General features: G+C 44.4%; 26 protein-coding genes and 3 pseudogenes. 11 read left to right on the top strand and 18 right to left on the bottom strand.

The features are described 5' to 3' along the window. Positions 1 to 6: 6 nt before the first annotated feature. The 4 genes and pseudogenes from KNO73_RS13590 to KNO73_RS13575 all read right to left on the bottom strand — a co-directional run bounded on the left by KNO73_RS13590 (position 7) and on the right by KNO73_RS13575 (position 3171). Positions 7 to 465: a hypothetical protein gene (locus KNO73_RS13590; protein WP_215112636.1), complete on the bottom strand. Its 459-nt coding sequence runs from the start codon at positions 463 to 465 to the stop codon at positions 7 to 9. 13 nt (positions 466 to 478) lie between these two features. Continuing rightward, positions 479 to 928 carry a hypothetical protein gene (locus KNO73_RS13585; protein ID WP_215112635.1) on the bottom strand — a complete coding sequence of 150 codons (450 nt, stop codon included), beginning with the start codon at positions 926 to 928 and terminating at the stop codon, positions 479 to 481. Positions 929 to 1036: 108 nt separating this feature from the next. Then, a pseudogene (locus tag KNO73_RS13580) lies at positions 1037 to 2086 on the bottom strand (flavin monoamine oxidase family protein); the annotation flags it as partial. A 341-nt stretch (positions 2087 to 2427) separates the two neighbouring features. Next, positions 2428 to 3171 (bottom strand): nucleotidyltransferase domain-containing protein, encoded by a 744-nt coding sequence (locus KNO73_RS13575; RefSeq protein WP_215112633.1) that lies wholly within the window; start codon positions 3169 to 3171, stop codon positions 2428 to 2430. Positions 3172 to 3328: 157 nt separating this feature from the next. Here KNO73_RS13575 and KNO73_RS13570 point away from each other — a divergent pair, with 157 nt between their 5' ends. Continuing rightward, positions 3329 to 3553, top strand: coding sequence for a hypothetical protein (locus KNO73_RS13570; RefSeq protein ID WP_074034783.1), 225 nt, complete (start codon positions 3329 to 3331; stop codon positions 3551 to 3553). A gap of 78 nt (positions 3554 to 3631) precedes the next feature. Here KNO73_RS13570 and KNO73_RS13565 read toward each other — a convergent pair whose 3' ends face one another. Both KNO73_RS13565 and KNO73_RS13560 read right to left on the bottom strand, forming a co-directional pair. Then, positions 3632 to 3922 (bottom strand): hypothetical protein, encoded by a 291-nt coding sequence (locus KNO73_RS13565; protein ID WP_215112632.1) that lies wholly within the window; start codon positions 3920 to 3922, stop codon positions 3632 to 3634. 215 nt (positions 3923 to 4137) lie between these two features. Beyond that, positions 4138 to 4560: an Lrp/AsnC family transcriptional regulator gene (locus tag KNO73_RS13560; protein ID WP_074034785.1), complete on the bottom strand. Its 423-nt coding sequence runs from the start codon at positions 4558 to 4560 to the stop codon at positions 4138 to 4140. A 145-nt stretch (positions 4561 to 4705) separates the two neighbouring features. On the opposite strand from KNO73_RS13560, the pseudogene KNO73_RS15185 reads away from it, so the two are divergent. Continuing rightward, a pseudogene (locus KNO73_RS15185) lies at positions 4706 to 5281 on the top strand (cysteine hydrolase family protein). Between the two features lie 73 nt (positions 5282 to 5354). Here the strand turns inward: KNO73_RS15185 and KNO73_RS13550 are convergent. Genes KNO73_RS13550 through KNO73_RS13540 form a run of 3 tightly spaced genes read right to left on the bottom strand, consistent with a single transcriptional unit; the run spans position 5355 to position 7740 of the window. Further along, positions 5355 to 5771 (bottom strand): hypothetical protein, encoded by a 417-nt coding sequence (locus KNO73_RS13550; protein ID WP_074034787.1) that lies wholly within the window; start codon positions 5769 to 5771, stop codon positions 5355 to 5357. Positions 5772 to 5785: 14 nt separating this feature from the next. After that, positions 5786 to 6094: a nucleotide pyrophosphohydrolase gene (locus KNO73_RS13545; RefSeq protein WP_074034788.1), complete on the bottom strand. Its 309-nt coding sequence runs from the start codon at positions 6092 to 6094 to the stop codon at positions 5786 to 5788. Between the two features lie 2 nt (positions 6095 to 6096). Beyond that, complete coding sequence (locus KNO73_RS13540) at positions 6097 to 7740, bottom strand: DUF2075 domain-containing protein (RefSeq protein WP_078146191.1); 1644 nt, start codon at positions 7738 to 7740, stop codon at positions 6097 to 6099. A 133-nt stretch (positions 7741 to 7873) separates the two neighbouring features. On the opposite strand from KNO73_RS13540, the gene KNO73_RS15150 reads away from it, so the two are divergent. The 3 genes from KNO73_RS15150 to KNO73_RS13525 all read left to right on the top strand — a co-directional run bounded on the left by KNO73_RS15150 (position 7874) and on the right by KNO73_RS13525 (position 10537). Further along, entirely contained in the window at positions 7874 to 8854 is a 981-nt protein-coding gene (locus tag KNO73_RS15150; protein ID WP_215112631.1) for a LytTR family transcriptional regulator DNA-binding domain-containing protein, read from the top strand. A 130-nt stretch (positions 8855 to 8984) separates the two neighbouring features. Continuing rightward, a complete protein-coding gene (locus KNO73_RS13530) occupies positions 8985 to 9833 on the top strand; it encodes an ABC transporter ATP-binding protein (protein ID WP_215112630.1) in 849 nt (282 codons plus the stop codon). Further along, positions 9830 to 10537: an ABC transporter permease gene (locus KNO73_RS13525; RefSeq protein WP_215112629.1), complete on the top strand. Its 708-nt coding sequence runs from the start codon at positions 9830 to 9832 to the stop codon at positions 10535 to 10537. The genes KNO73_RS13530 and KNO73_RS13525 overlap by 4 nt, the downstream gene beginning before the upstream one ends. Before the next feature lie 72 nt (positions 10538 to 10609). Here KNO73_RS13525 and KNO73_RS13520 read toward each other — a convergent pair whose 3' ends face one another. After that, complete coding sequence (locus KNO73_RS13520; protein WP_215112628.1) at positions 10610 to 14512, bottom strand: KAP family P-loop NTPase fold protein; 3903 nt, start codon at positions 14510 to 14512, stop codon at positions 10610 to 10612. Positions 14513 to 14866: 354 nt separating this feature from the next. Here KNO73_RS13520 and KNO73_RS13515 point away from each other — a divergent pair. Continuing rightward, positions 14867 to 15271: pseudogene (locus KNO73_RS13515) on the top strand (transposase); the annotation flags it as partial. A gap of 83 nt (positions 15272 to 15354) precedes the next feature. Next, on the top strand, positions 15355 to 16314 hold the full coding sequence (locus tag KNO73_RS13510) for a transposase (RefSeq protein WP_215112627.1): 960 nt from the start codon (positions 15355 to 15357) through the stop codon (positions 16312 to 16314). Between the two features lie 12 nt (positions 16315 to 16326). Here KNO73_RS13510 and groL read toward each other — a convergent pair whose 3' ends face one another. Both groL and groES read right to left on the bottom strand, forming a co-directional pair. After that, positions 16327 to 17961 (bottom strand): chaperonin GroEL, encoded by a 1635-nt coding sequence (gene groL / locus KNO73_RS13505; protein ID WP_214732102.1) that lies wholly within the window; start codon positions 17959 to 17961, stop codon positions 16327 to 16329. Between the two features lie 39 nt (positions 17962 to 18000). After that, positions 18001 to 18285: a co-chaperone GroES gene (gene groES / locus KNO73_RS13500; RefSeq protein WP_214689558.1), complete on the bottom strand. Its 285-nt coding sequence runs from the start codon at positions 18283 to 18285 to the stop codon at positions 18001 to 18003. Positions 18286 to 18543: 258 nt separating this feature from the next. Here groES and KNO73_RS13495 point away from each other — a divergent pair, with 258 nt between their 5' ends. Together KNO73_RS13495 and KNO73_RS13490 are read left to right on the top strand one after the other, a co-directional pair. Further along, complete coding sequence (locus KNO73_RS13495; RefSeq protein WP_214732135.1) at positions 18544 to 19194, top strand: CPBP family intramembrane glutamic endopeptidase; 651 nt, start codon at positions 18544 to 18546, stop codon at positions 19192 to 19194. Between the two features lie 16 nt (positions 19195 to 19210). After that, positions 19211 to 19420, top strand: a complete 210-nt coding sequence (locus tag KNO73_RS13490; RefSeq protein WP_015880600.1) for a YdiK family protein — start codon at positions 19211 to 19213, stop codon at positions 19418 to 19420. Between the two features lie 14 nt (positions 19421 to 19434). Here KNO73_RS13490 and KNO73_RS13485 read toward each other — a convergent pair whose 3' ends face one another. Together KNO73_RS13485 and KNO73_RS13480 are read right to left on the bottom strand one after the other, a co-directional pair. After that, complete coding sequence (locus KNO73_RS13485) at positions 19435 to 19836, bottom strand: hypothetical protein (protein ID WP_214812788.1); 402 nt, start codon at positions 19834 to 19836, stop codon at positions 19435 to 19437. A gap of 11 nt (positions 19837 to 19847) precedes the next feature. Then, positions 19848 to 21473, bottom strand: a complete 1626-nt coding sequence (locus KNO73_RS13480; protein ID WP_215112626.1) for an ABC transporter substrate-binding protein — start codon at positions 21471 to 21473, stop codon at positions 19848 to 19850. Positions 21474 to 21574: 101 nt separating this feature from the next. On the opposite strand from KNO73_RS13480, the gene KNO73_RS13475 reads away from it, so the two are divergent. After that, positions 21575 to 22810 carry an MDR family MFS transporter gene (locus KNO73_RS13475; protein WP_215112625.1) on the top strand — a complete coding sequence of 412 codons (1236 nt, stop codon included), beginning with the start codon at positions 21575 to 21577 and terminating at the stop codon, positions 22808 to 22810. Positions 22811 to 22845: 35 nt separating this feature from the next. Here the strand turns inward: KNO73_RS13475 and KNO73_RS13470 are convergent, their stop codons facing one another. Together KNO73_RS13470 and KNO73_RS13465 are read right to left on the bottom strand one after the other, a co-directional pair. Next, positions 22846 to 23235, bottom strand: coding sequence for a CobD/CbiB family protein (locus KNO73_RS13470; RefSeq protein WP_214873931.1), 390 nt, complete (start codon positions 23233 to 23235; stop codon positions 22846 to 22848). Then, positions 23232 to 23390, bottom strand: coding sequence for a hypothetical protein (locus tag KNO73_RS13465; protein ID WP_015880595.1), 159 nt, complete (start codon positions 23388 to 23390; stop codon positions 23232 to 23234). The genes KNO73_RS13470 and KNO73_RS13465 overlap by 4 nt, the downstream gene beginning before the upstream one ends. A 104-nt stretch (positions 23391 to 23494) precedes the next feature. Between KNO73_RS13465 and KNO73_RS13460 the strand changes: the two genes are divergently transcribed. Continuing rightward, on the top strand, positions 23495 to 23830 hold the full coding sequence (locus KNO73_RS13460) for a TM2 domain-containing protein (RefSeq protein WP_214873933.1): 336 nt from the start codon (positions 23495 to 23497) through the stop codon (positions 23828 to 23830). An 85-nt stretch (positions 23831 to 23915) separates the two neighbouring features. On the opposite strand, the gene KNO73_RS15025 is transcribed toward KNO73_RS13460, so the two are convergent. Together KNO73_RS15025 and KNO73_RS15020 are read right to left on the bottom strand one after the other, a co-directional pair. Continuing rightward, positions 23916 to 24149: an NAD(P)-binding domain-containing protein gene (locus KNO73_RS15025; protein WP_251025010.1), complete on the bottom strand. Its 234-nt coding sequence runs from the start codon at positions 24147 to 24149 to the stop codon at positions 23916 to 23918. Continuing rightward, positions 24116 to 24319: an NAD(P)-binding domain-containing protein gene (locus KNO73_RS15020; RefSeq protein WP_251025009.1), complete on the bottom strand. Its 204-nt coding sequence runs from the start codon at positions 24317 to 24319 to the stop codon at positions 24116 to 24118. The genes KNO73_RS15025 and KNO73_RS15020 overlap by 34 nt, the downstream gene beginning before the upstream one ends. Positions 24320 to 24429 lie beyond the last annotated feature (110 nt).

Genomic DNA, 24429 nt, shown 5'->3' with positions numbered 1-24429 from the left:
ATCACCTCAATCTTTTACGAAGTCGAGTCTGATTTCACGACGCATCGGCTGTTCCATGTCGTACTGCGGCATCTGTCGGTCGAGCATTCTCTGTGCGACTTGCAATAAGATGACCCCGCCTAAAAAGACAACGAAAAGCGACCATGCCGGCCAATTGATTAGGACGATTAATGGGAAGAGAATCGCCAACAAGACTAGGAGTCCCATTTCCGATACATATTGCCAATCGATGATGCGCTTGGCTTGTTCCACACTGGTCAACTTTCTGACGAAGCGACGTTCTCGTCCGATGACGTAAAGCATAATCGTAAGTGTGAACGCTAACGGGATGGTGTACATCGGTTCTCCGTTAGACTGAAGCGTGAGAACGACAAGTCCTCCTATTAGTATTGCAAGAATCGAGCGCAACAAAAGCCAACGCTGCTGATAACGATAAATCGTATTGATCCGTTCTTGTTTGTTCATCTCATTCACCCTTTCAGAATCGTCGAATCTCGCGACGTGTCGGTTGCTCCGGATCGAGCCAGCGGATTTGTTGATCGAGCTTCTCTTGAGACCATAAGATATAAAGCAATGCCCCACCGATAAGAACCGCTGGAAGCCAAGACCATTCCATGATTCGAATGGCTAGCGGATTGACGAGTCCTAGCAATGCGATAAAGAGGAAGTCCAGATGATACTGCAATGTCACGACACGTTTCACCTGATCTTGCTCCGACAATCGACTAATCGCATCTGCTTCATGCGAAAGGAAGTAACGAGTCGCAAGTAACACTCCGCCGATAATGGCGAACCCAACCCAAATATTCCCGTCCGTTCGTATTAAAAAGTAGACCGCGAGAGCAGCTGGAATTGCTAGAAAAAGTCGTTGCAAAAGTCGCTTTCGATTTGATTGTTTAATCATATGTAATCGTTCTTGCTTATTCATCTTGATTCACCTCTTATTCCACTATACGGGATGAGCATGAGAAAAGTTCCGTTATTTTACAAATTAAAAAGGAAGGATCAACCCTCCTTCCTTTACTTTCGATTCACTTCAAAACTTCTGGAGCATCACCTTGACAGACCGTAATGCCCCTTCGATATGTCCCCCGAACTGCTCATCCGTCTCTGAACCAATCAGATGGAGACGGTCACCGAGTTCGATTGGACCGTAAGCCGGGAATGCTGTGAGCGGCATGAGGTCGTCAGATGTCGCCGTCTCAGATTCTGTCGACCAGTCCATGTAATGAAAAGCCAGAAAATCATTCGCTTTCGGACCATATAACTTCTCTAGTTGTTCGATAACGCGCGTCTTCACTTGTCCTTCTCCCAACACTTCTCGTTCTCCCGGTGACAGACGGAAGAATCCGAATAGCGCGCCTTGTCCGTTCATCGGTGAGGCGTCATGAATCTCTTGGAGTGGACCGACCCAGCTCATCCCAAAGCCAGACAGACCCTCTTCTCGCCAGAACGGTGTCTTGTATACGATGAGCGCTTTCGCTTGGGACGCCATCCACGTCGGAGTCGTTTTGAGCGCATTCCTTGTCGATCCTGATAATTCAGGTTCGATTGTCAACTTGGCGACAATGCGTGGAGGAAGTGCGAGGATCACGTCGTCCGCGTGATACACCGCCCCATTTCGGAACGTCAATTGAACTCGGTCTGTCTGTCGGTCGATGGATACGAGACGATGTCCGAGATGTACGATGTCCTCGGGTAACTTTGCGTATAATACTTCCACTAAACTCGTCATCCCGCCGACTACACGTTTCGATCGGACGATGCTTTCCTCCGGCAACACATGTCGTTCCGGGGCAGTCGTCGTCTGGCGTTCGAGCACCATCTCCCCTGTCGTATGTTGAAGGAATGACTCGAGTCCCAGTGTATCCACAAGTTTAGAGATGGTCTTCTCCGTATCCGGCCAATACCATGTCGGTCCGAGGTCATAGCCATCCTTCGTGAAGATACGTCCTCCGACTCGGTCACGTGCTTCAAAGACCGTAACGTTATATCCTTTTTGGTGAAGCTCGCTCGCAGCATAGAGCCCGCTGACACCAGCTCCGATGATGGCGATTGATTTCATTGTAAATTCTCCTTTGTCGTCCGTCTCTCCTCGATTATACTGAGTTAGATGATTGGATCTGTTCTAGAAAGGACGACATCAATTGAAAAATATGTTCTATTATCTTTTCTTCCCTTATATCGTATTAATGCGCATCCTGTACCGATTTATTCGAACAGAAGGTCGGATGACGTTGGCGATATGCCTTGTTTCATACTCTCTATGGTCTCTATTTTTATTCGACATCATTCAATGGCCAATCGCAATCGAATTTGTAATCATTATGTACGTATCAAGCGCTCTATATGTACCTCATTTTTTCTTTGATACAGATGTGAAACGAAGACGGCCAAATGGTTACATCCAATTGAGGAACGGCATCATTAAATCCAATCGATTTCATTCAAATAGTCTAGAAGCTGTTGATTTGTGATGTCATCTTGTCTTAACAGTGCTTCTCCTTGCTCTACTCGCGGATCTTCCGAAAAATAGAGTTTTAGAATCGCCAAGCATGCTTCTACAGTCGATGCAAAACTCTCGTCCTTCACGTTGATCGTTAAATACCAACCTCGGATGACGCGCTTCACGATGGAGCGTTTCTCCAGATGAGACATCTGTCCACGAAGCAATTTCGACTTGGCTGCTTTAATTGAAGAAATCAAGTCCTGGTTCAACGCCTCACTCACACGAACATCCGGCTTCATGCGCGGGAATTGAATCGAGACATCTTCCCCGTCCACACATGTACAAAGATGTCTTAGCCAAAAGCCCCATTCAAAACGATTCGCCGGATCCAGCGCTACATCGAGACGCCCGATGTCATAATCGATTTTAATGACTTCCGGATGTTGCGTTAGCAATCGCTCCGTCTGCTCCACCAATTCTGTCGCATCGACATCCTCATGCACGAGCACCGTCAAATCTAGATCCGATTGCCCAGCAACAGCTGTCCCGCGACCGATGCTTCCATAAAGATATATGCTGTGTAGCTGTTCATCGAATGCTTCTTTCACCAATTCGATTGCTTTGAAAAGGACACTTTCAAACTCAGGCTGCACATGACGGATGGACGTCTGGTTGATGACATAACCCGCATCGTCCGTACCAAGTCGGGTCGGTCGTTTCATAGATACGTACCGACTCGTTGAAATGTAGTAAACGTGATGATGTATCGAACTCCTTTTTTTAGTTTATGCATGTCGGATTTGAAATACCACGGTTCCCCCTTTCAAACAGGTTATATTTGGAAGTATAATGAAGACGTAGAAAGGGAGGTATGTCTATATGAACGTCATCATGGTCTCATTATTCGGACTCATCTTCACGATTTTGCCAATCGTTGTACTAATCATCGGTATTTTGTGGATTCGTAATGTCGTGGCACGTTCTGAGAAACGAGCAGACGAGCAACTCTTTATGGAACGTGAACGTTCGAAGCAGATACAAGTATTAATCGAACGTCTCGACCACATCGAACAACAATTAGATTCGAACACAAAACGTAGCTGACTCAGGTTAGCTGCGTTTCGTCTGATATCGAGCGAGATTTGCGTACGTCACATGTTCAGGGTCGATTTGCTTCATCCGCTAATCAACGTGTCTAGACATCAGGGCCGTGACGAACATGACCAGGAGTGGAACAGTCGATAAGCTAAATGATTCGGTTAGGATGATCGTAGTTGCAATTCCGATCAATATGCAGACGACAACCAGCGCTAGAATGAACTCCGACCAAACTATACGTTGATATTCCATCGCTTCATTGAAACGAAGCAACATTCGGGTACGTCTCCACATATGAACCATCAAAAGAGGTGGAATGAGTAAAAGGATTCCCAAGAGAACTTGAATGAGAGAGAACTCTTCAAACCACCACATCATCCATCCCCCTAACAAAAGAATGAGCGATAACATGACATTAATACGGTTCATAAGTAGGCGAGCCTTAGTTATTTCTCGTAAACGCTCATCGTGCGACATCGTGTCCCCCTCCTTTTCATTTGATTAAAAATCAATTTGTACTGAAAAAATTTCATCTATTCTCTTTTACTAGCTCGCAATCACTCTCACTGTTAAAAGTCACTCCATCGCTTTCATAAAACGGGTCTGAATGATACTGGTGAAGATAGATTTATCAAAGATGAGGGACGACCGTATTCCATCGATTCGTCGATGAACGTCTCTAATGTGCGCACGTTTTCCGTTACCACTTTGACGAGGTAACTGTACTGCCCGGCTAAGCGATGACATTCGATCACGGACGGCTGTTGACGACAAAATTCACGGAACGCCTCACAACGATGGGTGTCATAAAGAATAAAGGCGGTCACGTGTTTGTCCATCTTTTCAGGATTGATGACAGCCCGATAGCCTGTGATGACTCCACGTTCTTCGAGTCGCTTCACCCGTTCTGTCGCAGCAGGCGTAGACAATCCAATTTGTCGTCCTAATTCGGTCATCGAGATCCGGGCTTGTTGTTGCATCAATTCAAGAATATGGCGATCTATTTCATCCATTTGGCATTCACCTTTCAAAATTAAAGTGAAACGATACATAATCCGTTCTTTCTAAAGTCATTCGCTGAAACTTCCGTAAAACCTCTATGTATCTATATTCCTCCGTTGCATACACTTGAAGTATCCAATTCAAGGGGGAATCAACATGCAAACGACAGTCGTTCCATTACTCATCATCGATGTCCAACAAGCCTTTCATGATCCAAGCTGGGGAAACCGCAACAATCCAAAATGCGAAGAGAATATCGCACGGTTGATTGAAGCGTGGGAACATCATGATCAACCAATCATCTATGTCCAACATGTCACGAACGTTCCGACCTCACTCTTCTATTTCAAAAAAGATGGTCATTTGTTCCAAGACTTCATTTAACCTCGTGAACAAGATGTCATCTTAACGAAACAGGTGAATAGCGCCTTCATCGGAACAGACTTACAGGAACGACTCGAATCACTTGGTGCGACACAGATTGTCATCACCGGATTAATCACGAACCATTGTGTCGAGACGACCGCACGGATGGCAGGAAACTTGGGATTCAATCCGATTGTTGTCTCCGATGCGACGGCAACGTTCGACCGACAATCGATCAGCGGGACATGGATCCCTGCAGAGGTCATCCATGATGTGTCGCTCGCTAGTCTAAATGAAGAATTTGCATCGATTCAGACGACAATTGAGGTCATGAAAGATGTGTTACAAAAAGAAGTACAGTCCTGATGGATTGTACTTCTTTTTATTCATAACCTGGCTTTAAAGTATACAGATGTCACTCATATTTTTCGTATTGCTATTATTCATCAGCAGTTTCTATATATCCACTAATCAAAAATGGAATCTTTAAGTTCGCAAGCTTCATCAAGAAATCTGGTTCAAATTCTAACTTCACATCTAAGTGAGAGACCACACCCAAATCAATCCAGATATCATCGGCTCCACAAGAGCGAAGGGTATCAATATGTTCTGCCAGAGTGTCAATCATCCAAAAAAGTCCGATATACGGATTTTCCATTTTCTGAAATTCAAGTGGTGGTTCAAACGACGCATGACCTACCTTAGCGATTTCTTTACGTTTTCCGATATGCTCAATTTCTCCAACTTCCGTTTGCTTATAAAATTGAATACCTGTTTTCTCTGATGCAGCGCAAGGAGAAAAATGAGGCCCCATTAAATGACAAGGAATCATAAATCGATCGGATGGAATGTTCATATAGAACTCCTCGGTCATTTTTGCGGACTCGGATATTTCACTGCGTTTTTCACAAGCTTGTCTTCAATTGCTTTCGAAACATCGATTCCGGCAGCGTGAGCGAACGTCAACGCGTAAATCAACACATCTGCCAATTCCTCTTCCATCTCCGTCTTCTTTGTCTCAAGCGCTTCTTCACTCGACACCCATTGGAATACCTCAAGGAGCTCACTTGCCTCAAGTGATAACGATAACGCCAAGTCTTTCGGGTTATGATGGAACGCCCAGTCGCGCTCATCTCGGAATTTAATGACCTCATCCATTAATCGTTGTACTTCGTTCATATTTATACCCTCTCTCTTTGTAACTTCAATAATTTTCGTCGTAGCGATTCATCAGATGCATATAGATAGAGGCCTTTGACGCCACGCTTCATCAATATGTTAATCGAGTTCAAGACAATCTGTTCTTTTGCCAAATCAACATTCTCAATACCTTCGATTCCAGCATAGGCTCCCGTATCTTTATATAAATTCGGATCAATCATTAGACACTCCTGCTCCTCATCATAAGATACGGATGGGCCTAAAACGACACCAACATAGTTCAAATCAAATCCTTGAATCGTATAGATAGAGCCGGCTTCGGCGATGGTTTCTGCTTTTTCAGCCCACGTCGTTTTTCCACCGGTTGTATTCCATGGCATTTTATAATCTCCGTTCGACTCATACACATAATAGGTGTCTCCGTCCTTTTTGTGTAAAAAGTCAAAAGTCGAAACAACACGGCTCAATCCGTATCTTCGATCTTGCTCGATGATGGTACGGTGCATCTCTTCTAATGTTTCAAATATTCGTAAATCATATTGCTTCGATTTCGGTAATGGATTGATTCGTTTTTCTTTAAATGCGTTGACCCAGTTCATCATATCTTCATCTGCTTGCATTCGGAATTGACTGGTTAGTTTGTAAGTCTCTACTGTCCTTGCTTTCTTTTTATAATCATCCAACTTGAGTGAATTCCAGTGACTCTTCAGTTTCAATACTTGATGTTGATCAAAAATAGCGATGACAATTTTGGCTTTCTTCAGCAACTCTTCGAGATGATTGTTTTGCCGGAAATTGTTATAGGGATCTGATTTCGTCAGCAACAAGTGGGCTTCGTCCACAAAGATAATGTCGGCTTTATGATCTTTCAGTTTATTCAATAACGGCGTCGGTTTTGTGAAGTCCCCTGCTTTAAGATGTTTCACTTGCTTCGCGATTCCTTTATAGGTCTTCAACATCTCTTCATGATTCACAACCAAATAATTTTTAGTCTGATGAAGTGTTGAATTAGTGTCTTTTGTTCGAGCTTGGATTGTATTAAAGATTGAGCTCAAGACAACACTCTTCCCTACACCTGCTTCCCCTTCAATCACATATAAATCTCCGTATGTTGCATTCGGATCCGCTTTCGACATTTGCGTTTCACAAAAGTCGAGTACCTTCTCTTTTAAATCTAACTGTTCGACAGATAACTCTTTAAACGGAGACAGCTTGAAGATATCTTTATTTTCAATGGCGTGAAGTTCATTTTGAACAAGTCCCTTACGATGTAATTCATTCCAAAGTTCGGGAAACAATTCGTTGTCGTAATAATTTTTATTATAGTAATTGTGCGTGAAGTCGTTCGCAGTTTTACTTTTATTCTGAAGTGTATACTTCTCATCTCCTAAAAAATAATTGATGAGCTTTGTTTCGAGATGGAATGTTGCTGAACGGTTGAACTTGTCATGATTGACGAGATGAATTTGACTCAGCTGTTTCCGTTCCGTTTGTTTAAGCTTTAGATGTTGCTTCATTCGCTTTTTAAAATGAACCGTTTCACCAATGTATGCTTCTTTCTCTCCGTTCAAAATGTAAATCACCGGATAGTTCACATATGTTTCTGTATCATCGATGCTATGTAGACTACTTTCTTCGAATGTGAATGGAATGACTTTAACCATACAACAGACCTACTCTCTTCTGATTTCAAATTATATCCATTTTATCATACAATACCTTTTTAAATGATTACGCATCACTTTCCGAGTTCTAAATCAGATAATGGTATAATTCCACTAAAAAGGGAGGGATTCGGTGCTTACTTTCCAAAACGTCTCGGTTCGCCAACAAGACACACTCATTCTCGAAAACATTTCATTTACGATCCAACCAGGTGAGTTGGCCGCCATTCATTGTGGCGTGATTTCTCGGGAAATCATCTTCGGTCTCATCAGTCAGGAAATCACGACTTATACCGGGAACATCGACCACGCTTCAACACTGTCCCTCTTCTCCATAAGGGACGGTTTATACGACCGCCTCACCATCGAGGAGTATTTACGCTTCACCAAGCGCCTATATGATTCAACTGACTCGGTCGACTCGGTGATGCAGCAACTCCAACTCACGACTTACCGCAAGCATCGCCTCCACCGTCTCAATCGCTCCCTTGTCAGACGCACACAGTACGCCGCGCTGCTTCTCCAGGACCGTGACCTGTATGTGTTTGAAGAACCTGACCAAGACGTGGACCAAGAGACACGCCACCTTTTACGCGATACGTTACAGACATTAACGTCGAGACAAAAAGCCGTCCTCGTGTTGACGAGCAACATGGAGAGTGCGCTCTTCATGACATCGACCGTTTATCGGATTGACCATCGTCACTTGCGCTTGTTAGATGTGGAACCAGAAGAAGAGGATGAGACAGACATCTCATCTGAGGTCATCCACGTCCGTTTCGAGAAAATCCCGACGAAAGTGAACGAAAAAATCATCTTACTCGATCCTCCTGAAATCGACTTCATCGAAAGTCAGGACGGACAGTCGATTTTACATAGTCAATCGGATCAGTTCCCGAGCGTCTTCACAATGAATGAGCTCGAGACGCGTTTGACTCCGTACGGTTTCTTCCGCTGCCATCGGTCTTATCTCGTGAACTTACAACGTGTCCGCGAAGTCATCACCTATACGAAAAATAGCTTCAGTCTCGTCTTGGATGATTCAGAGAAGACAACGATTCCGTTATCCAAGACAAAAATGGCAGAATTGAAGACGATGATGGGGCTCAAATAGTCTCCATTCACAGTTCTATTCGCTTCATTCAACTCCTGATAAGCACCATTTATCGCCATTTTAGTGCAGCCTTCCCCCATTCCCTATACGATAGAGACAAGCAAGACGACATCGACAAGGAGGAACGGGAATGGAACCAATCATTCAAGTGAACGGGTTAAAGAAGTTGTTTGGGAACGAGGAAGCGTTACATGATGTGACGTTTACAGTTGGAAAAGGGGAAGTGTTCGGCTTCTTGGGACCGAGTGGTTCTGGAAAGACGACAACGATAAAAATCTTGACGTCACAACTCGCACAGACGGCCGGTGATGCTACCGTCTTCGGCGTGCCGGTCGCTGACTTGAAACAAGAACAGTACCGTAAACGCATCGGCGTGTTGACGGACAATAGTGGTCTTTATACACGACTTTCTATAGAAGAGAACCTGAGCTTATATTGTGACCTTTATGATGAACCAAAGACTCGGATCGATGAAGTATTGAACATGGTCAATCTTAGCGGGGAACGGAAAAAGCGCATCGACAAACTCTCTAGAGGGATGTTGCAACGGGTGACGCTCGCACGCGCCCTTCTTCATGAGCCAGAGTTACTGTTTCTAGATGAACCGACATCGGCTCTCGACCCGGTCAACTCTCGACATATCTATAAAGGGATTGAACGGTTGAAGGCAAACGGAACGACCATCTTTCTGACGACACACGATATGCAAGAAGCCGAAGAGCTGTGTGATCGTGTCGCTTTCTTACATCAAGGGTCGATTCAACTGCTCGATGCCCCGAACGTATTGCGCAGGAAATATGCGACGGGATCGATGCAAGTTGAATTGAACAACGGTCAGACGCATGAAGTGACGCAAACCGACGAAGGCGCGGATTGGCTCCATAAACAGATGCGTGCTAAAAATATCGCATCGATCCATTCCAACGAGCCGACACTCGGCGATATCTTTATCGAAGTGACAGGGAGGAAATTATCATGACTTTTTCAATGAAACGTGCACTCGCTATTTTCCAGAAAGACTACAAGGATTTGTCTCGAAACTTATTCGTCTCGTCAACCTTGGTCATGCCGCTCTTCTTCGCTGTCTTTTATTCGCGAATCGGTGACGCTGGCGTCGATATCACGTACTTCGTCATCAACATCACGTTCAGCCTCGTGGCAATCTTTGTGCAGTGTGCATTGATTGCCGAAGAGAAAGAGAAGAACACGCTTCGCGGGCTCATGTTGTCCCCAGCGAGCACGCTCGACATCTTGCTCGGAAAGAGCGCTCTCACATTCGTGACGACGATGATCCTCATCGTAGTCTCGTCATTTTTGATGGATTATGCTCCACAAAATCTGGCTGTGATCGCTCTCGCGCTCATCGTCTCGACATTCTTTTATATCGGGATCGGAACGATGTTCGGCTTGATGTCGAAGACGGTCATGGAAGCTTCATTGATTGTCATGTTGCCGTTCTTTTTCTTCTCGTTCTCACCGATGTTGTTGCCACTACAAGATCGTTTCGCCATCATCGGAGTGCTTGAGTATTTGCCGAACGTGCTTTTGATTGACGTGGCTCATCAAGTGGAAGATGGTGCGAACTTTGGTGCTGTCGGGCTAGAGCTCGGGTTGCTAACTGCTTGGGCGCTTGCTGCATTCGTCGGTAGCGTCGTGATGTATAACCGGAAACAGACTGATTGAAAAAAACGTGTAGAAACAACGAAGTTTCTACACGTTTTTTAGTCTATATAATTATCACATAATCACAGATTTCTATTTCCCTTTAAATATACTTTTCTTTTTTCTGCGAAGATTATAGTGACTGACGATTAGATCCTTTTCTTTTTCAGTAAATACATCAGTTTTAAGATTTTCAATAAAAATATCACGTAATAAAAACACTTTACTAACCTCTAACAACTTTGACTTAACATTTAAATTCACGTTACGAAATGTGCTATACAATTGTTCTGAAATTCGTCGCTTCTCTTTATTAAATCGATAATCCGAAAAATCATTGAGTAATATTTCAGAAGTTTTAACAATATAGTCTTCGTCATCTTCATTAAACATATCAATCAACAAATTTGTGAACTTCGTATTTTCAATATTGTTTATAGACGGTTTACATAGTTTTAAAAGACTTATCCTAACATTCTTGTCTCTTATATCAGCAGAACTTAATACTTTGTTTAATACATCTGCTCGAATAGTATCATCTAAAGATTCGAGTAGAACATTATCAATGATTTTTTCGTCTATAGAGCTTTTTATAGTATTAATTAGTAATTGTTCTCTACCTTCCTCATCGAACACCATAAAAAATTTTTCTAAAGTATTTTGTATCAATGTCAATTTTGATCTCAAAACATCTTTCTTTAAATGGCTAGCTTTTTCTAATAAAAGAATTAACGATTCTTTTCTTATAGATGAAAACTTAGAGGTTAATTCATCTAAAAAGCGCTCTATACTTAAAGAGAAATTATTAATTAAAAATGTGACATACTCATGTAAATTTTCGTTTTCTTTAGTTGCATAATTTCTAGTGGCTTTTAAGAATTCAAATGCATCCATTTTCGAAGCATCTGTCTCAGAATATTTAATACTATAAGCTCTTAAAGAGACTATCTTATTTTCGGGTAAATGTTTTCCAAGATGCTTTAACGCTTTTAATGTGATATCAGTGTCACCTGAGCTGGTTACAGGTCCTTCGAGCACTGGTAACAAATTTTCTATATCAATTCGATCTATGAGCGAAGATGTGACTGAGAATAATCCAATAAAATCATTCGCCCAACTCTTGTTTTGTTGCCATCTACTTCGGAATTCTTGAATCCCTAACTTCATAGATTCTTCAATATAAGCCGCGTTTTTCTTCTCATTGATAAAGATAGAATAAAGAATAGTTAATCTTTCGAAATTTGATGCTTTGTAAGCATTTAATGGGATAGTAGTTTTCAGCTTTTCAAATAATAGTTTTCGTTGATTATCACTAAAGCTAGAGTTGAAAGCTATTAAATAATTATCATTTTCTGAAGTAGTTAATAGATTATCAATCAAGTATCCGAAGGTGTTTGCATATATTCCGAAATCCTCTTTACTGTTTTCCATTGCAGTTTCCATTAAAGCTAATAATTCTGGTTGTTCTTCCAAATCTTCATCCGAAATAAAATCAAATATAAAATTATCAAATTGCTTTACTAAATCTTCAATAGAATTTAAATTAAATGGAATTTTATTCACTAAACTCAATATTTCATTTTCTTTTTCATGTTTAAAAGGCGTTTCAATTATTGATTGAAGAATAGAAGAACCTACTTCATCTTCAATATCATTCATAATTGGATTTAATAATTCTAGGGTTTTCAGTAAATATTCCGAACCACTCGATGAGATAACTCTTACAATTGACTGAATAAATGAATTAGTGTCTAAATCTCTGATATCAGGAGCAATTTTGTAGAAAGTCATCATTTCCATTTCGTATTGCTTCCCATCCGAATTTTCTATACTACTAATTAATTGATCATAAAATGGCAAACCAAAATATTCATTGAAGTGGTAGGAGAAATCAAGGTAAAGATTATGAACATTTTCAAAATCAAAGAAATTATATTTGTCTTCATCATTGTTTAAAAATTCTTTAATTTTATTTTTAATGGATTTTGGTAATTTATCTTCTTTTTCAAAAAGTAAAATTAAACAGCTTGAAATTCTTTTCGAAAACTCTTCACTAGATAATGCTCTACCTTCTGAGTTCTTCCATTCATTATTTTTTGTAAACAGGTCACTTAACATATTCAAAATGGCTTTTTCAATTCCAAGTTTATTACTAGATTGAAAATAGATTTCAAGCAAATCTGACAACGATAATTGCCAAAATCTAATGCGCGACAGATCATTAGTATTTAAACGATAAGAAATACTATTAGAAAATTCTCTTTTTTCTACCTCAATAGAGTTAACGAGTGATGTTGCAGCTTTAATAACTGAGGGTAAAGTTTTCGGAGGCGCATGTTTAATAACATCAATTATAGCTTGAGTCAAATAAATTTTTTCATTAGCTTTTTCTAGAATTTCTAATATCGGCTTTTCATTACCATTAATCATACTTTGAAGAATCGTTCTTTGTTTTTCATCTCCAGCATTCAAACCTATAGTATCTTGTCCCAAATAAATAAAAGGAGCTACATTATCTACAACTATATGCTGGGTTCTAGTAAGAAAATTAATTAAACCTTCGAAATTTGGTTTGATTTGATATGAACTACCTTTACTATTAAAAAATTGTTTGATCGAAGCTTTAGTAGTGTTATCCTCATCTTCACTAACCTGATAAAATTTGAGTAAATCTTCTAAAAAACTATAGTCTCTTATAAGTTCATTATAAATGTCATTATAGTCTGATTGAATTACAGATATTTTTGCTAGATAGCGTAAACCTTGTTCATTAGTAAGTAATTTATCCTCTAGTTTACGACCATCTGATTCCCTTGATTGTGCTATGAGTAAATTGTTAGCGAAAGTATTCAATATTTTTTTCACTTGTCTTGGTGTACTAACATCGGTATGAATTAGGATGTCAATAAGCTCCTGAAATTGTCCATTACAAGCCGTCACAAGGCCCGGTGCTTCTTGTTGAGCAATTGAGACTGCATAATCGCTCATATCTCTTTCAATAATAGGGGGCAACGACACTCTAAAGTGAAATAGCTTATCAAGAAAAAGTTCTCCATCAACATCTAATGACTTATTTAATTTTTCTTTTTCCAAAGCATTTATCAAAATATTTTCATCACAAGTAACAATAAATATACATTCATTTATTTCTACAAAAGCTTTTATTGCATCTAAGGCTGCAACAACTTTCTTTGTAGTCAATCTATCTAAATCATCCACAATAACAACCAGTTTTTTAAACTCTGGATGTCTATTTTTAAACTCTTTGATTTCTTTTTTAAATAGTTCCTCATATTCATCTGCAGTTTCAATGGGCTTTATTAAATGAATATCAGAATATTTTCTTTGAATTGCATCTTTAATAAGGTCTTGTAATATTAGTAAGGTTGGACCCAATATTGCAACTACCCATACATTTTTTTTAAAGCTCGCGTATGAATCCTTCATATTTTCTAGAGTAGTGTTTGCTGTAAAAAGTGCATTAATTATATCTGTAACAAATAAAAATACGAGTATCAAAATAGAAGCTATAGCCCAGAGCGCAAAAAGAGTTTTGATTATCGGCAAAATATCTTTTAGTGCTTTACGAGGAGATAATGTCTCCGTTTCATGGTTAACACTACCTGTAAATTTCCTTAAACTTTCTCCCCAATTTTTAGATGCTTCATTATCAGCATGAGGGTTAAATTTGTTATACAAATTCTTAAGAAATGCTTTTTTTAATGAGTCGTTTTCGTACTTCCAGGCATTTATCTCATGAATTGAAATTTCTGGTCTACCCTCTATTTCAGTTTTTAATAAATTTATAATTGACGATTTACCGACTCCCCACTTTCCTATCAAAGCAATGTTATACGGTGGATCATGTTCTAAAATTATTGTTTTTAAGTTTTGAACATAATCTTCATGGTGAAAAGCATCATTTTCTTTATTGACTAATGCAGTATCTTTTAAAAAATAAGTGCTGTTATTTCTTAAATTGCTCACTTTTAACACTCTCCTATTCTTATTTCCACCAAAAAATTAATTCACTTTTTATTAATTAAAACCCTTTTTATACACATTGTTGATATTCATGAATAAATAAACTACATATAAGTTATTTCCACCTAATTTTACCAACACAATTACCTATTAACAACGTAATCTTGATTCGTTAATTAAGAAAACAAAAAGAGGCTGGGACATAACCCAGTAGATTTATAAGAAAGAGGCCCCCGTGAGCGACTTGTTCGCTCACGGGGGCCTCTTGTCATTTTTATGGGTTCGTGCACGCATTTGAGACTAAACAGATAGGGGCGACCTCTGATAAAGTTAAAGTGACCAAACCATAACTTTGGAGGTGCCCCTATGTACAAAGAGTATACCATGAACCAATTGGTTTTGCCCCTAGATTTAGAAGTCCGGCTTCAGGAAAACGATATCGCCTTCGCCGTCCATGACCTCGTCGAACAGATCCCGGACGAGGCATTCGAACCGTTCTGGCGAACGACGGGCTGCCCGGCCTATCATCCGCGCATGATGATGAAAATCGTCCTCCGCGCCTACACACAGTCCGCGTTCTCGGGCCGAAAGATCGAGGGCCTTCTCAAGGACAGTTTGCGGATGATGTGGCTCGCCCAGGGCCACGAGCCGAGTTATCGGACGATCAACCGTTTCCGCGTCCACCCGGCGGCGTCCCCGATCCTGAAGGAAGCTTTCGTCGCCTTCCGTTGCCATCTCGTCGAGACCGGCGCGATCGAGGACGAGCTTCTCACCCGCGTGAACGAGGAACGGGCCGAACGCGGAAAAAAGAACTGAAACCGGCATCTGAGAAGAGGGAGCGCCGGCTCGTCAAGGTGAGCCGGACCGACCCGGATGTGGGATACATGTATCGTGACCAGAAGCCGGAAGGCTTTTTCTGGCTGGCGCATCGGACGGTCGACGCCAAGCACAATTTCATCGTCAATGTACACGTCACACCCGGGAACGTCTCGGACAGCACCGTCTATCTCAATCGGTTCGACCATGTCCTCGAATGTTTCCATTTCCCGCTCGAGGCGGTCGCACTCGATGCAGGCTACTTCACGACCGGGATCGCGAAGGCGCTCGTCGAACGGGGCATCTTCGGGGTCATCGCCCGGAGGCGTTTCGGTGGGAAGAAGGGGATGTTCCGCAAGACCCGGTACACGTACCTGCCCGAGGAAGATGCGTATCTCTGTCCGGCGCGACAGCGCCTCACCTATCAGACGACGGACTGCCACGGCTATCACCATTACGTCTCCGACCCCTCCATCTGTCAGAACTGCCCTCTCCTCGAGAAGTGCACGTCCAGCCGGACGCACCGAAGGGACATCACACGCCACGTCGATGAACATTACCGCGAGCAGGTGAACGAGAACCGCCTGTCCGCGTCTGGGAAATCCCTCTACCGACTGCGGCCGCAGACCGTCGAGCGCTCGTTCGCCGATGTGAAAGAGCTCCACGGGCTTCGTTTCACCTTCTACAGGGGGACCGCGAAGGTCCAACGCGCCAATCTGGTGGCAGCCACCGCACAAAACATGAAGAAGCTGGCCAACCTGTTGGCAAGAAAGGACCGTCTACATAACATTTCTTCAATCTTTTGTCGGGCAGAACGCCTCAAGCTCGTTGAACATAAAAAAAGACGCACCAAATCGCCATATGCTATTTGGTGCGTCAACAGCCTGAAGATCTTTTATGAATTCTGTGAATTCATAAAAGATTTTACAAGCAAAAATTGTAGTTTTATAATCGAACTTAACTTCCAATTTCCTTCATTTCCCTTCGCCGTTTTTTAGCTTGGGATAATATTACATCATACCGCCCATTCCACCCATGCCGCCCATGTCAGGCATTGCAGGAGCATCTTTTTCTGGCTTGTCTGCGATGACCGCCTCTGTTGTGAGGAACATCGCTGAGACAGATGCCGCGTTTTGGAGTGCTGAACGCGTCACTTTCGCTGGGTCGACGATACCATGTGCGATCATATCGACGTATTCGCCAGTTGCCGCGTTGTACCCGACACCGACTGACTCATTCTTGAGCTTCTCGACGATGACCGAACCTTCTTCCCCCGCGTTTTCCGCGATTTGACGGACCGGTGCTTCGAGGGCACGAAGGACGAGTTTGACACCAGTTGCTTCGTCCGCTGTCACTTCTGCAAGGAGCGCACGAACAGCCGGGATGACGTTGATGAGTGATGTCCCACCACCCGCAACGATTCCTTCTTCAACTGCTGCACGTGTCGCGTTGAGTGCGTCTTCGATGCGGAGTTTACGCTCTTTGAGTTCTGTCTCCGTAGCTGCACCGACTTTGACGACGGCTACGCCACCCGCGAGTTTCGCGAGACGCTCTTGGAGTTTTTCACGGTCGAAGTCAGACGTTGTCTCTTCGATTTGGTTGCGGATCGTTTGAACGCGGGCTTTGATTGCGTCTTCGTTTCCTGCACCTTCGACGACAGTCGTTGTGTCTTTTGTGACGACGACTTTCGATGCGCGACCGAGCATATCGAGTGACGCTGATTTGAGGTCAAGACCGAGGTCTTCTGTGATGACTTGACCACCCGTGAGTGTCGCGAGGTCTTCGAGCATCGCTTTACGACGGTCACCGAATCCTGGTGCTTTAACCGCTACCGCATTGAACGTACCACGAAGTTTGTTCAAGACGAGTGTCGCGAGTGCATCGCCTTCGATGTCTTCTGCGACAATCAAGATCGGCTTCCCTTGTTGCACGACTTGCTCGAGCACTGGGATGATTTCTTGAATGTTTGAGATCTTCTTGTCTGTAATCAAGATGTACGGGTTGTCGAGTGACGCTTCCATCTTGTCAGAGTCTGAGATCATGTATGGTGACAAGTATCCACGGTCGAACTGCATTCCTTCAACGACGTCGAGTTCTGTCGTGAAGCCGCGTGATTCTTCGATTGTGATGACACCGTCGTTACCGACGCGCTCCATCGCTTCTGCGATCAATTCGCCAACTTCTTCGTCCGCTGCCGAGATAGCCGCAACTTGTGCGATCGCTTCTTTTGACTCGATTGGTTTCGAGATGGCTTTCAACTCTTCAAGCGCGCGTGTGACCGCTTTGTCGATCCCTTTACGAAGGATCATCGGGTTCGCGCCCGCTGTTACGTTCTTGAGCCCTTCACGAATCATCGCTTGTGCGAGGACTGTCGCTGTTGTCGTACCGTCCCCTGCGACTTCGTTCGTCTTCGACGCGACTTCAGCAACAAGTTTCGCACCCATGTTTTCGAAGCGGTCTTCGAGTTCGATTTCTTTTGCAATTGTCACACCATCGTTCGTGATGAGTGGTGAACCGAATTTCTTCTCGAGGACGACGTTGCGTCCTTTTGGTCCAATCGTTACTTTGACTGCGTCAGCGAGTGCGTCGACGCCGCGAAGCATCGCATGACGTGCATCTTCTGAGAATTTAATATCTTTTGCCATCGTTCATTTCCCCCTAAAAAAGTTTTTGAATAATGGTGCTTAGCCTACGATTGCGAGAATATCGCTCTCGCGAACGATTAAGTACTCTTTTCCATCATGCTTCACTTCGGTACCTGCGTACTTCGAGTAGATGACCAAATCATTTTCTTTCACGTCGAGATCGATGCGCTTGCCTTCGTCTGTCACGCGGCCTGTACCGACTGCGATGACTTTCCCTTGTTGCGGCTTTTCTTTCGCCGTATCAGGAAGCACGATGCCCCCGATCGTCTTTTCTTCTTTCTCCACGACTTCGATGATGACACGATCGCCTAGTGGTTTTAACATGGAAAAACCCTCCTCCGAATATGAATGATGTAATGTGTATCGTAAGGTTTTAGCACTCAGTTAAAAGGAGTGCTAACACTGATTAGTGTAGTATGTGTCGATAAAAAAATCAAGGGGGATACATTAAAAAATGCTCTTACTCGCGGTCAAGAGAACTTATTTGTTACAATGAGAAAAAGGTAGGTTCATTCTTATGATTAAGGACGTGTTGAATTGGCTACATTAAACTCAAACCAATCGATAAATACCCGTTTTTCGATGGCGCCTAACATTCGTCTCCGGCACCTCACCCCGATTTTACTATATGCGTTCGTCCAGCTATTTCCGCTCGTGATTAAAGCGTTACGACCGGAATGGTTAACAGAAACGTTCGTCGGGCTCTGGCTCGCCATCGGATTCGGTGTGACGATTGTTCTGTCAATCTTGCTCATCTGGCCAGACTTGAAACAATACAAAGCCCAAGGTATCCAGTCGAACTTGAACGACACGGTCAAATGGATCGGGCTCGGGATTTTGATGCAATACGGGCTCGTCATCGTGGCGAACTTGATTGAGACGGCCATCTCGGGCGAACTCGTCGAATCGATGAACACACAAAACATCGCTGATATGGTGGAAGTTATTCCACTCATGATTTTGCCGGTCGTCTTGCTCGGACCAATCATCGAAGAGATTCTCTTCCGTCATATTTTGTTCGGGAACTTGAACGCGCGCTTCGGGTTCTGGATTGCCTTTGGTGTCAGTTCGATTCTTTTCGCACTCATCCACCAAGACAATCGCTTCCTCGTCTATATCGCGATGAGTTTCGCATTCTCTTACGCGTATGCGAAGACAAGACGATTGATCGTTCCAATCGCCATCCACACGTTTAACAACGCGCTCGTGATGCTCGTACTATTTTTAATGTAGAAATGAGGTGGCAGTTATGCCGCGACAATTAAAAGTGATGATGCTCTTCAGTCTCTCGTTCGGTGTGTTGTTCACCGTCCTCGCGTACTTCTCGGTACAAGAGTACGGCTTCAGCTTCTGGACGTACTTCATCATCGCCGTCGCCGCTTACGACTTTTTCAAAGTGTATCAAATCTTGGCACTCGCCCGAAAAGTCAAAAAAGAAGGCACGGACAAATCCGCATAACGAAACCCCGAGTCTTACGAACTCGGGGTTTTCTTTATATGGATGACGTTCGTCAAATCAATCTTTTCATGGAGTACAGCACTGCGAATCAACATACCACGACGCATCATGATGACACCAAACACGACGTACATCGTATCAAGCAACGGAACTGACGTCTCGTCAAAGAACCAGACGACGACAAAAAAGCTGAAAATTGAAAGAAAACCAATCGATGAGACGAGTTTCGAATCGACGGTTCGCAACATTGACTTGACTCTCTCTTCGTCGAACTGTTCGAGTTGCTCCTGATAAAGTGCATGAAAGATAACACCGAATCCCGCCACTGTAATCGTCATCCATTCACCGTTCCACCATCCAATCAAAAATACGATTGGATTGAAAAAAAGAAATGCCATTAATAGTTTTTTCCTCATCGAACCCCTCCTTATGATGGAATCCATAGTTTCGCAAAATCAAAATAACCAAACAAGTCGACACAGACGTCCTTCAGCTCGACCGGGAACGGTATGGTCCTCTCCTCGTTATAGAGCGGGATGAAGTACGACTTCTCTTTTAACTCGCGCTCAATCTCCCGGTGTAGCGGCAACCAGTCCTCAAACGGCAGGTCATCATATTGCCCGACCCGCTCCGCCATCCCCTCTATATAAGGGAATACTTTATGCGGAGGCGAGTACTCGTTCGTCATGAACTGTTCAAACCCGAGCGTGATGTTCCGCTCGAACACTTCCCCGTGAACGACCAAATCGACGTATTCATAATACGTCTTGTCATGAATCGAATCTTTGAAGCTGATGGGCACGAACTCATAGGCAATCCCATGACGTGTCAACATCTCGGCAATCCAGTCGGTCGTATCGTTCGTGAAGTCCGTCTGTTTGATTCGAATCGGTCGGTCGAACGTGACGGGTGTTCCTTTTGGAATGCGATACGTCTCGCTCAGCGAACCGAGAAACCCTCGGTCGTTCGGCGTTCTCCGTTCATTCCGTGTCCCGATTTCCGGTCGAATCTCCGCAATCAATCGATGCATGTAATGTCTCGCTTCTTCATTGGCGAACACACTATTCGGGTGACTGTTCAAGATGACAAGCCCGAACCCGGACGGTGTCGAGATGTGTCCGGTTTCTTTGGAATCCCTTGATGAGATGCGATACGTCGGATCATATCCGTCCGGCACTTTGATGAACTCGACCCGGTCGAGGAGCGCCCGCACCCCGAAATAATTCTCGAAGGCGAGGAGGACCGTCTTCTCCTTGTCATGGCGATCCAATTGAAACGGCCCCGTCCCGACACTCCCTTTGGCGATACTCGTATGAATCATCGACAGTTTCGGGATGTACGAATTCCGACGCCGGTCGAGCGTGACGTCGACGCGATACGTGCCGTTCGATGCGATATGCCGGACGTGCCGATACATATACCGATACGCATCCGACTGAACGAGTGTGCGTAAACTTTTCGTCACATCTTTACTCGTCATGAGCGACCCGTCATGGAATCGGACCCCTTTCCGAAGAAACAAGACGAGCGTATTCCCCTGCCATTCATAGTGATGCGCAAGCTCCCCCGTGACCTTCCCGGACGCGTCAATCATGAACAGACGATTGAAGACGTTCTGGACGAGGTGGGCACTGTGGATGTCAGCCGCCTCGAGCGGATGTGTCGTCAAAAAGTGACGGCGTCGCGGGATGATGAGCGCATCGCTCGACGTCTGGACGTAACCGAACTTCTTCTCGAGCTGGCGCATGAACCGACCTGCCTGCGCAGGCGACCAGTCCCACTCCAGTTGATTCGTCACTGCCTCGACCGACTCTTTCTCCATGCGTTCGAGCAACTGTTTAGCTAAATCACGCTCGACGTGACGCAACCATTCGAGACGCGTCAAATTCCCCCGTCCACGTCCGCTCGTATACGTGAGCCACCCTTCTTCTTGCCACCGTGCCAAATGACGCTTCGTCTGTTTCGGGCTTAAATGAATGGCTTCCGCCATATCAGAAATCGTGTACGCCCCATCGCGACACCCTTTCCACAATCGAAATAAATACGCATCCACGTCACATCCCCCCTTAAAAGTGGACATCATTTCCCCATGTCGTCCATTTTTCAAATCCGTTGTCTTGTTTATCATACAGTTACAGAATGGAAGGTGACAAGATGAAATGGAAAGATATACCTAAACCAATAAAAGTTCGACTCGTAACATCATTTTTTAATCGTTCGGTCTCATTCGCCATCATGCCGTTCATGGCACTTCTCTTTGTCAAAGCGTTCAACGAATGGATCGCGGGCGTCTTCTTGATCTCGCTCGTCTGTCTCGGATACGTGATCGGGTTGATTGGGGGATACCTCGCCGATAAATTTTCACGGAAGCGACTCCTCGTGTTGACGGCAAGTCTCACGGCCTCGATGTTTCTCGTCATGACGCTCAGTCTTCAGTTCGACCAGATGATCGTCTTCATGATCGCCTATACGATTTTCACGGTCACGAACAACCTCGGGCGGCCTGCGATGAGTGCCATCATCATCGATGCGACGACGCCCGAGAATCGAAAAGCCGTTTATGCGCTCGATTACTGGTTGATCAACTTATCCATCACGATCGGGACGGCACTCGGGGGCTGGCTCTATGTCAGCAACCAGCTGTTACTGTTTTGGATTTTGACGTTCACGTCGAGCATGCTGCCGATCGCGTACGCCATCTTCCTCGAGGACACGAAACGGACGTGGACGTCCCAAAAGCTTCGCCTCGTCTTCGTCGACGTGTTCCAAAGCTATCAAATCGCCTGGCGTGACCGCCCGTTCGTCAAAGTCGTCTTCGGCTCGATGTGTATCCTCGCTGCCGAGTTCTCGATGGGTAGTTATGTCGCGGTCCGGCTCGCCGATTCATTCGAACCGCTCTCGATTGAATCATGGACGATCAATGGGGTGCGGATGATGAGCCTCATTCAAATCGAAAATACGCTTATCGTCGTCGCGTTGACGTTCTTCATCCAACGTCTCGCCTCACGTTTCTCAAACAAGCACACACTTCTCGGTGGGCTCGTGCTATACACGATTGGGTACGCCATCATCACGAGTGCGAATTCGATGATGCTCCTCCTCGGTTTCATGCTCATCGCAACGTTCGGCGAATTATTGTACTCACCCGTATTGAATACGGAGAAGGCGAACATGATGCCAGAAGACCGACGTGGTGCGTACTCCGCGTTTGCCGGAACGTCGTTCGCCGGTGCCGACTTCTTATCACGCTCGACGATTTTAATCGGGTCGCTTCTCACCCCGTTCATGATGAGCGTCTACATCGGACTGTTGGTCAGCTTCGGATGTTTCCTCGTCTATAGCGGCATCTATGTAAAAGAAAAGCTCGTCCTGCGACGAGCCGCGTCCTAAATCAAACCCATCCTTTCTCAGTGGAAGGATGGGTTTTAGTCGAGCTGCTGTTGGTGCATCGCATAGATCAAGGTCAACGCCCGGATGCAGAAGATTGTCGAGAAGCCATAAATGCTCAGTTCGAGCAACGAAACAGATGGATATTGTAGGCCAAGGGAGACCGCATAGCCTACCAAACAAAACAAGACGACGAATGTGATCGTCCACTCATCCGACTTCCGCTTCATCTTCTCGGCTAACCTCTTCTCTTCTTTTTCTACACGCTCCCGTTGCCAAAAGTAAAAGAAAACTGCATACATCGCAAACGAGATTCTCGGAACGTCGCCTAAGAGTAAATCAAAAATGATGAGACCTAAAAATAAGTATGTCCCTAACTGATAGCCGCTCTTCATTTGAAGACGCGAACGCAGTGGTCTGTTCGTCATAATCCAATCACCGCCACGGTCAACCCACCGTAGACGAACCCGAGCACGATGGCACTGATGGCCATACGCTTATATTGTGGATATTGATAAAGGGCAATCGCCCCACCGACGACGTGAACGAAGGCGACGATGAACGTCAAAATCGGAAAAAGCATAAAGAACCTCTTTTCTTTTTAGGAAATCATGGAAACAAATCCATTTTCCGATATACTTGAGTGCGAACTCATTATAACAATTATGGATAAGGAGTTGGAGTCCTATGTATGATTCGCGTATGGATTTGACGACAGAAGAAATGTTACTCGTAAATAGCGAAGTCGAAAAACGAAAACGTAGCCTGCTCGTCGCCTACTTGCTTTGGTTTTTCCTCGGTGCATTTGGTGCGCATCGTTTCTATTTCAAAAAAATCGGTTCAGGAATCGCCATGATCCTACTCGTCGTCTTGACGCTCGGTCTCGGTGCATTCATCACAGGCATTTGGGCACTCGTTGATGCATTTCTCATGCCGGGTTGGCAGCAACGTGAAGTTGAGCAGATTGAGCACGAGACGATTAAGCTGCTGCAAACGCGTTCTGATCGCTATACAGGATTCTAATCAAAAAGACGATTGAGGCATCTCGCCTCAATCGTCTTTTAGCGTTCTGTTAAGTAGAAGGCGAAGTCCCGTGATTTTCGCTCATTCACTGCATGATGAATCCACAGCCACCCAACCCTTCGAGCTCACGAGCAAGCTTCAGCCCGTGGAGCGGATGCGTATCGAAGCCGATCTTGTTCGATAGCTCGACAACAAGCCGCACTGCTTCCTCATCTTCACCTGCGACGAACATGACGGACCCATTCGGATCGCCTAAATTCTCGACCCCTGTCTGATTGAACGCCTTCACAACTTTCGTATCAGGAATGAGTCGCTGCAAATACTCCGCACCCGACACCCCGTCCGGTCGCTCGTCGAGGCGACCTCTTGTAGCGTCAATGTCCCTTCTCGCTCCGTCCGTGTCCCGTACAGCACCTCATAGCCTGCTCGTTCGAACTGCTCCCCGAGCGTGCGTCCGACTTTCCCGGCACCTAAAATCCCGAGTTTCATGATTCACAGCTCCTCGTCTGTCCGCGTGACCGTTCCTCCGAACTCTGCTGCAAGCCCGTCTAAAATCGATTCTTATGGGAACGTGACGATGTGATACGGTTGTTTTTCCT

This window comes from Exiguobacterium sp. s83 (assembly GCF_018617095.1).
Lineage (GTDB): Bacteria > Bacillota > Bacilli > Exiguobacteriales > Exiguobacteriaceae > Exiguobacterium > Exiguobacterium profundum.
Note: the sequence above shows the minus strand (reverse complement) of the source record. Positions and strands in the feature narration are given on the sequence as shown.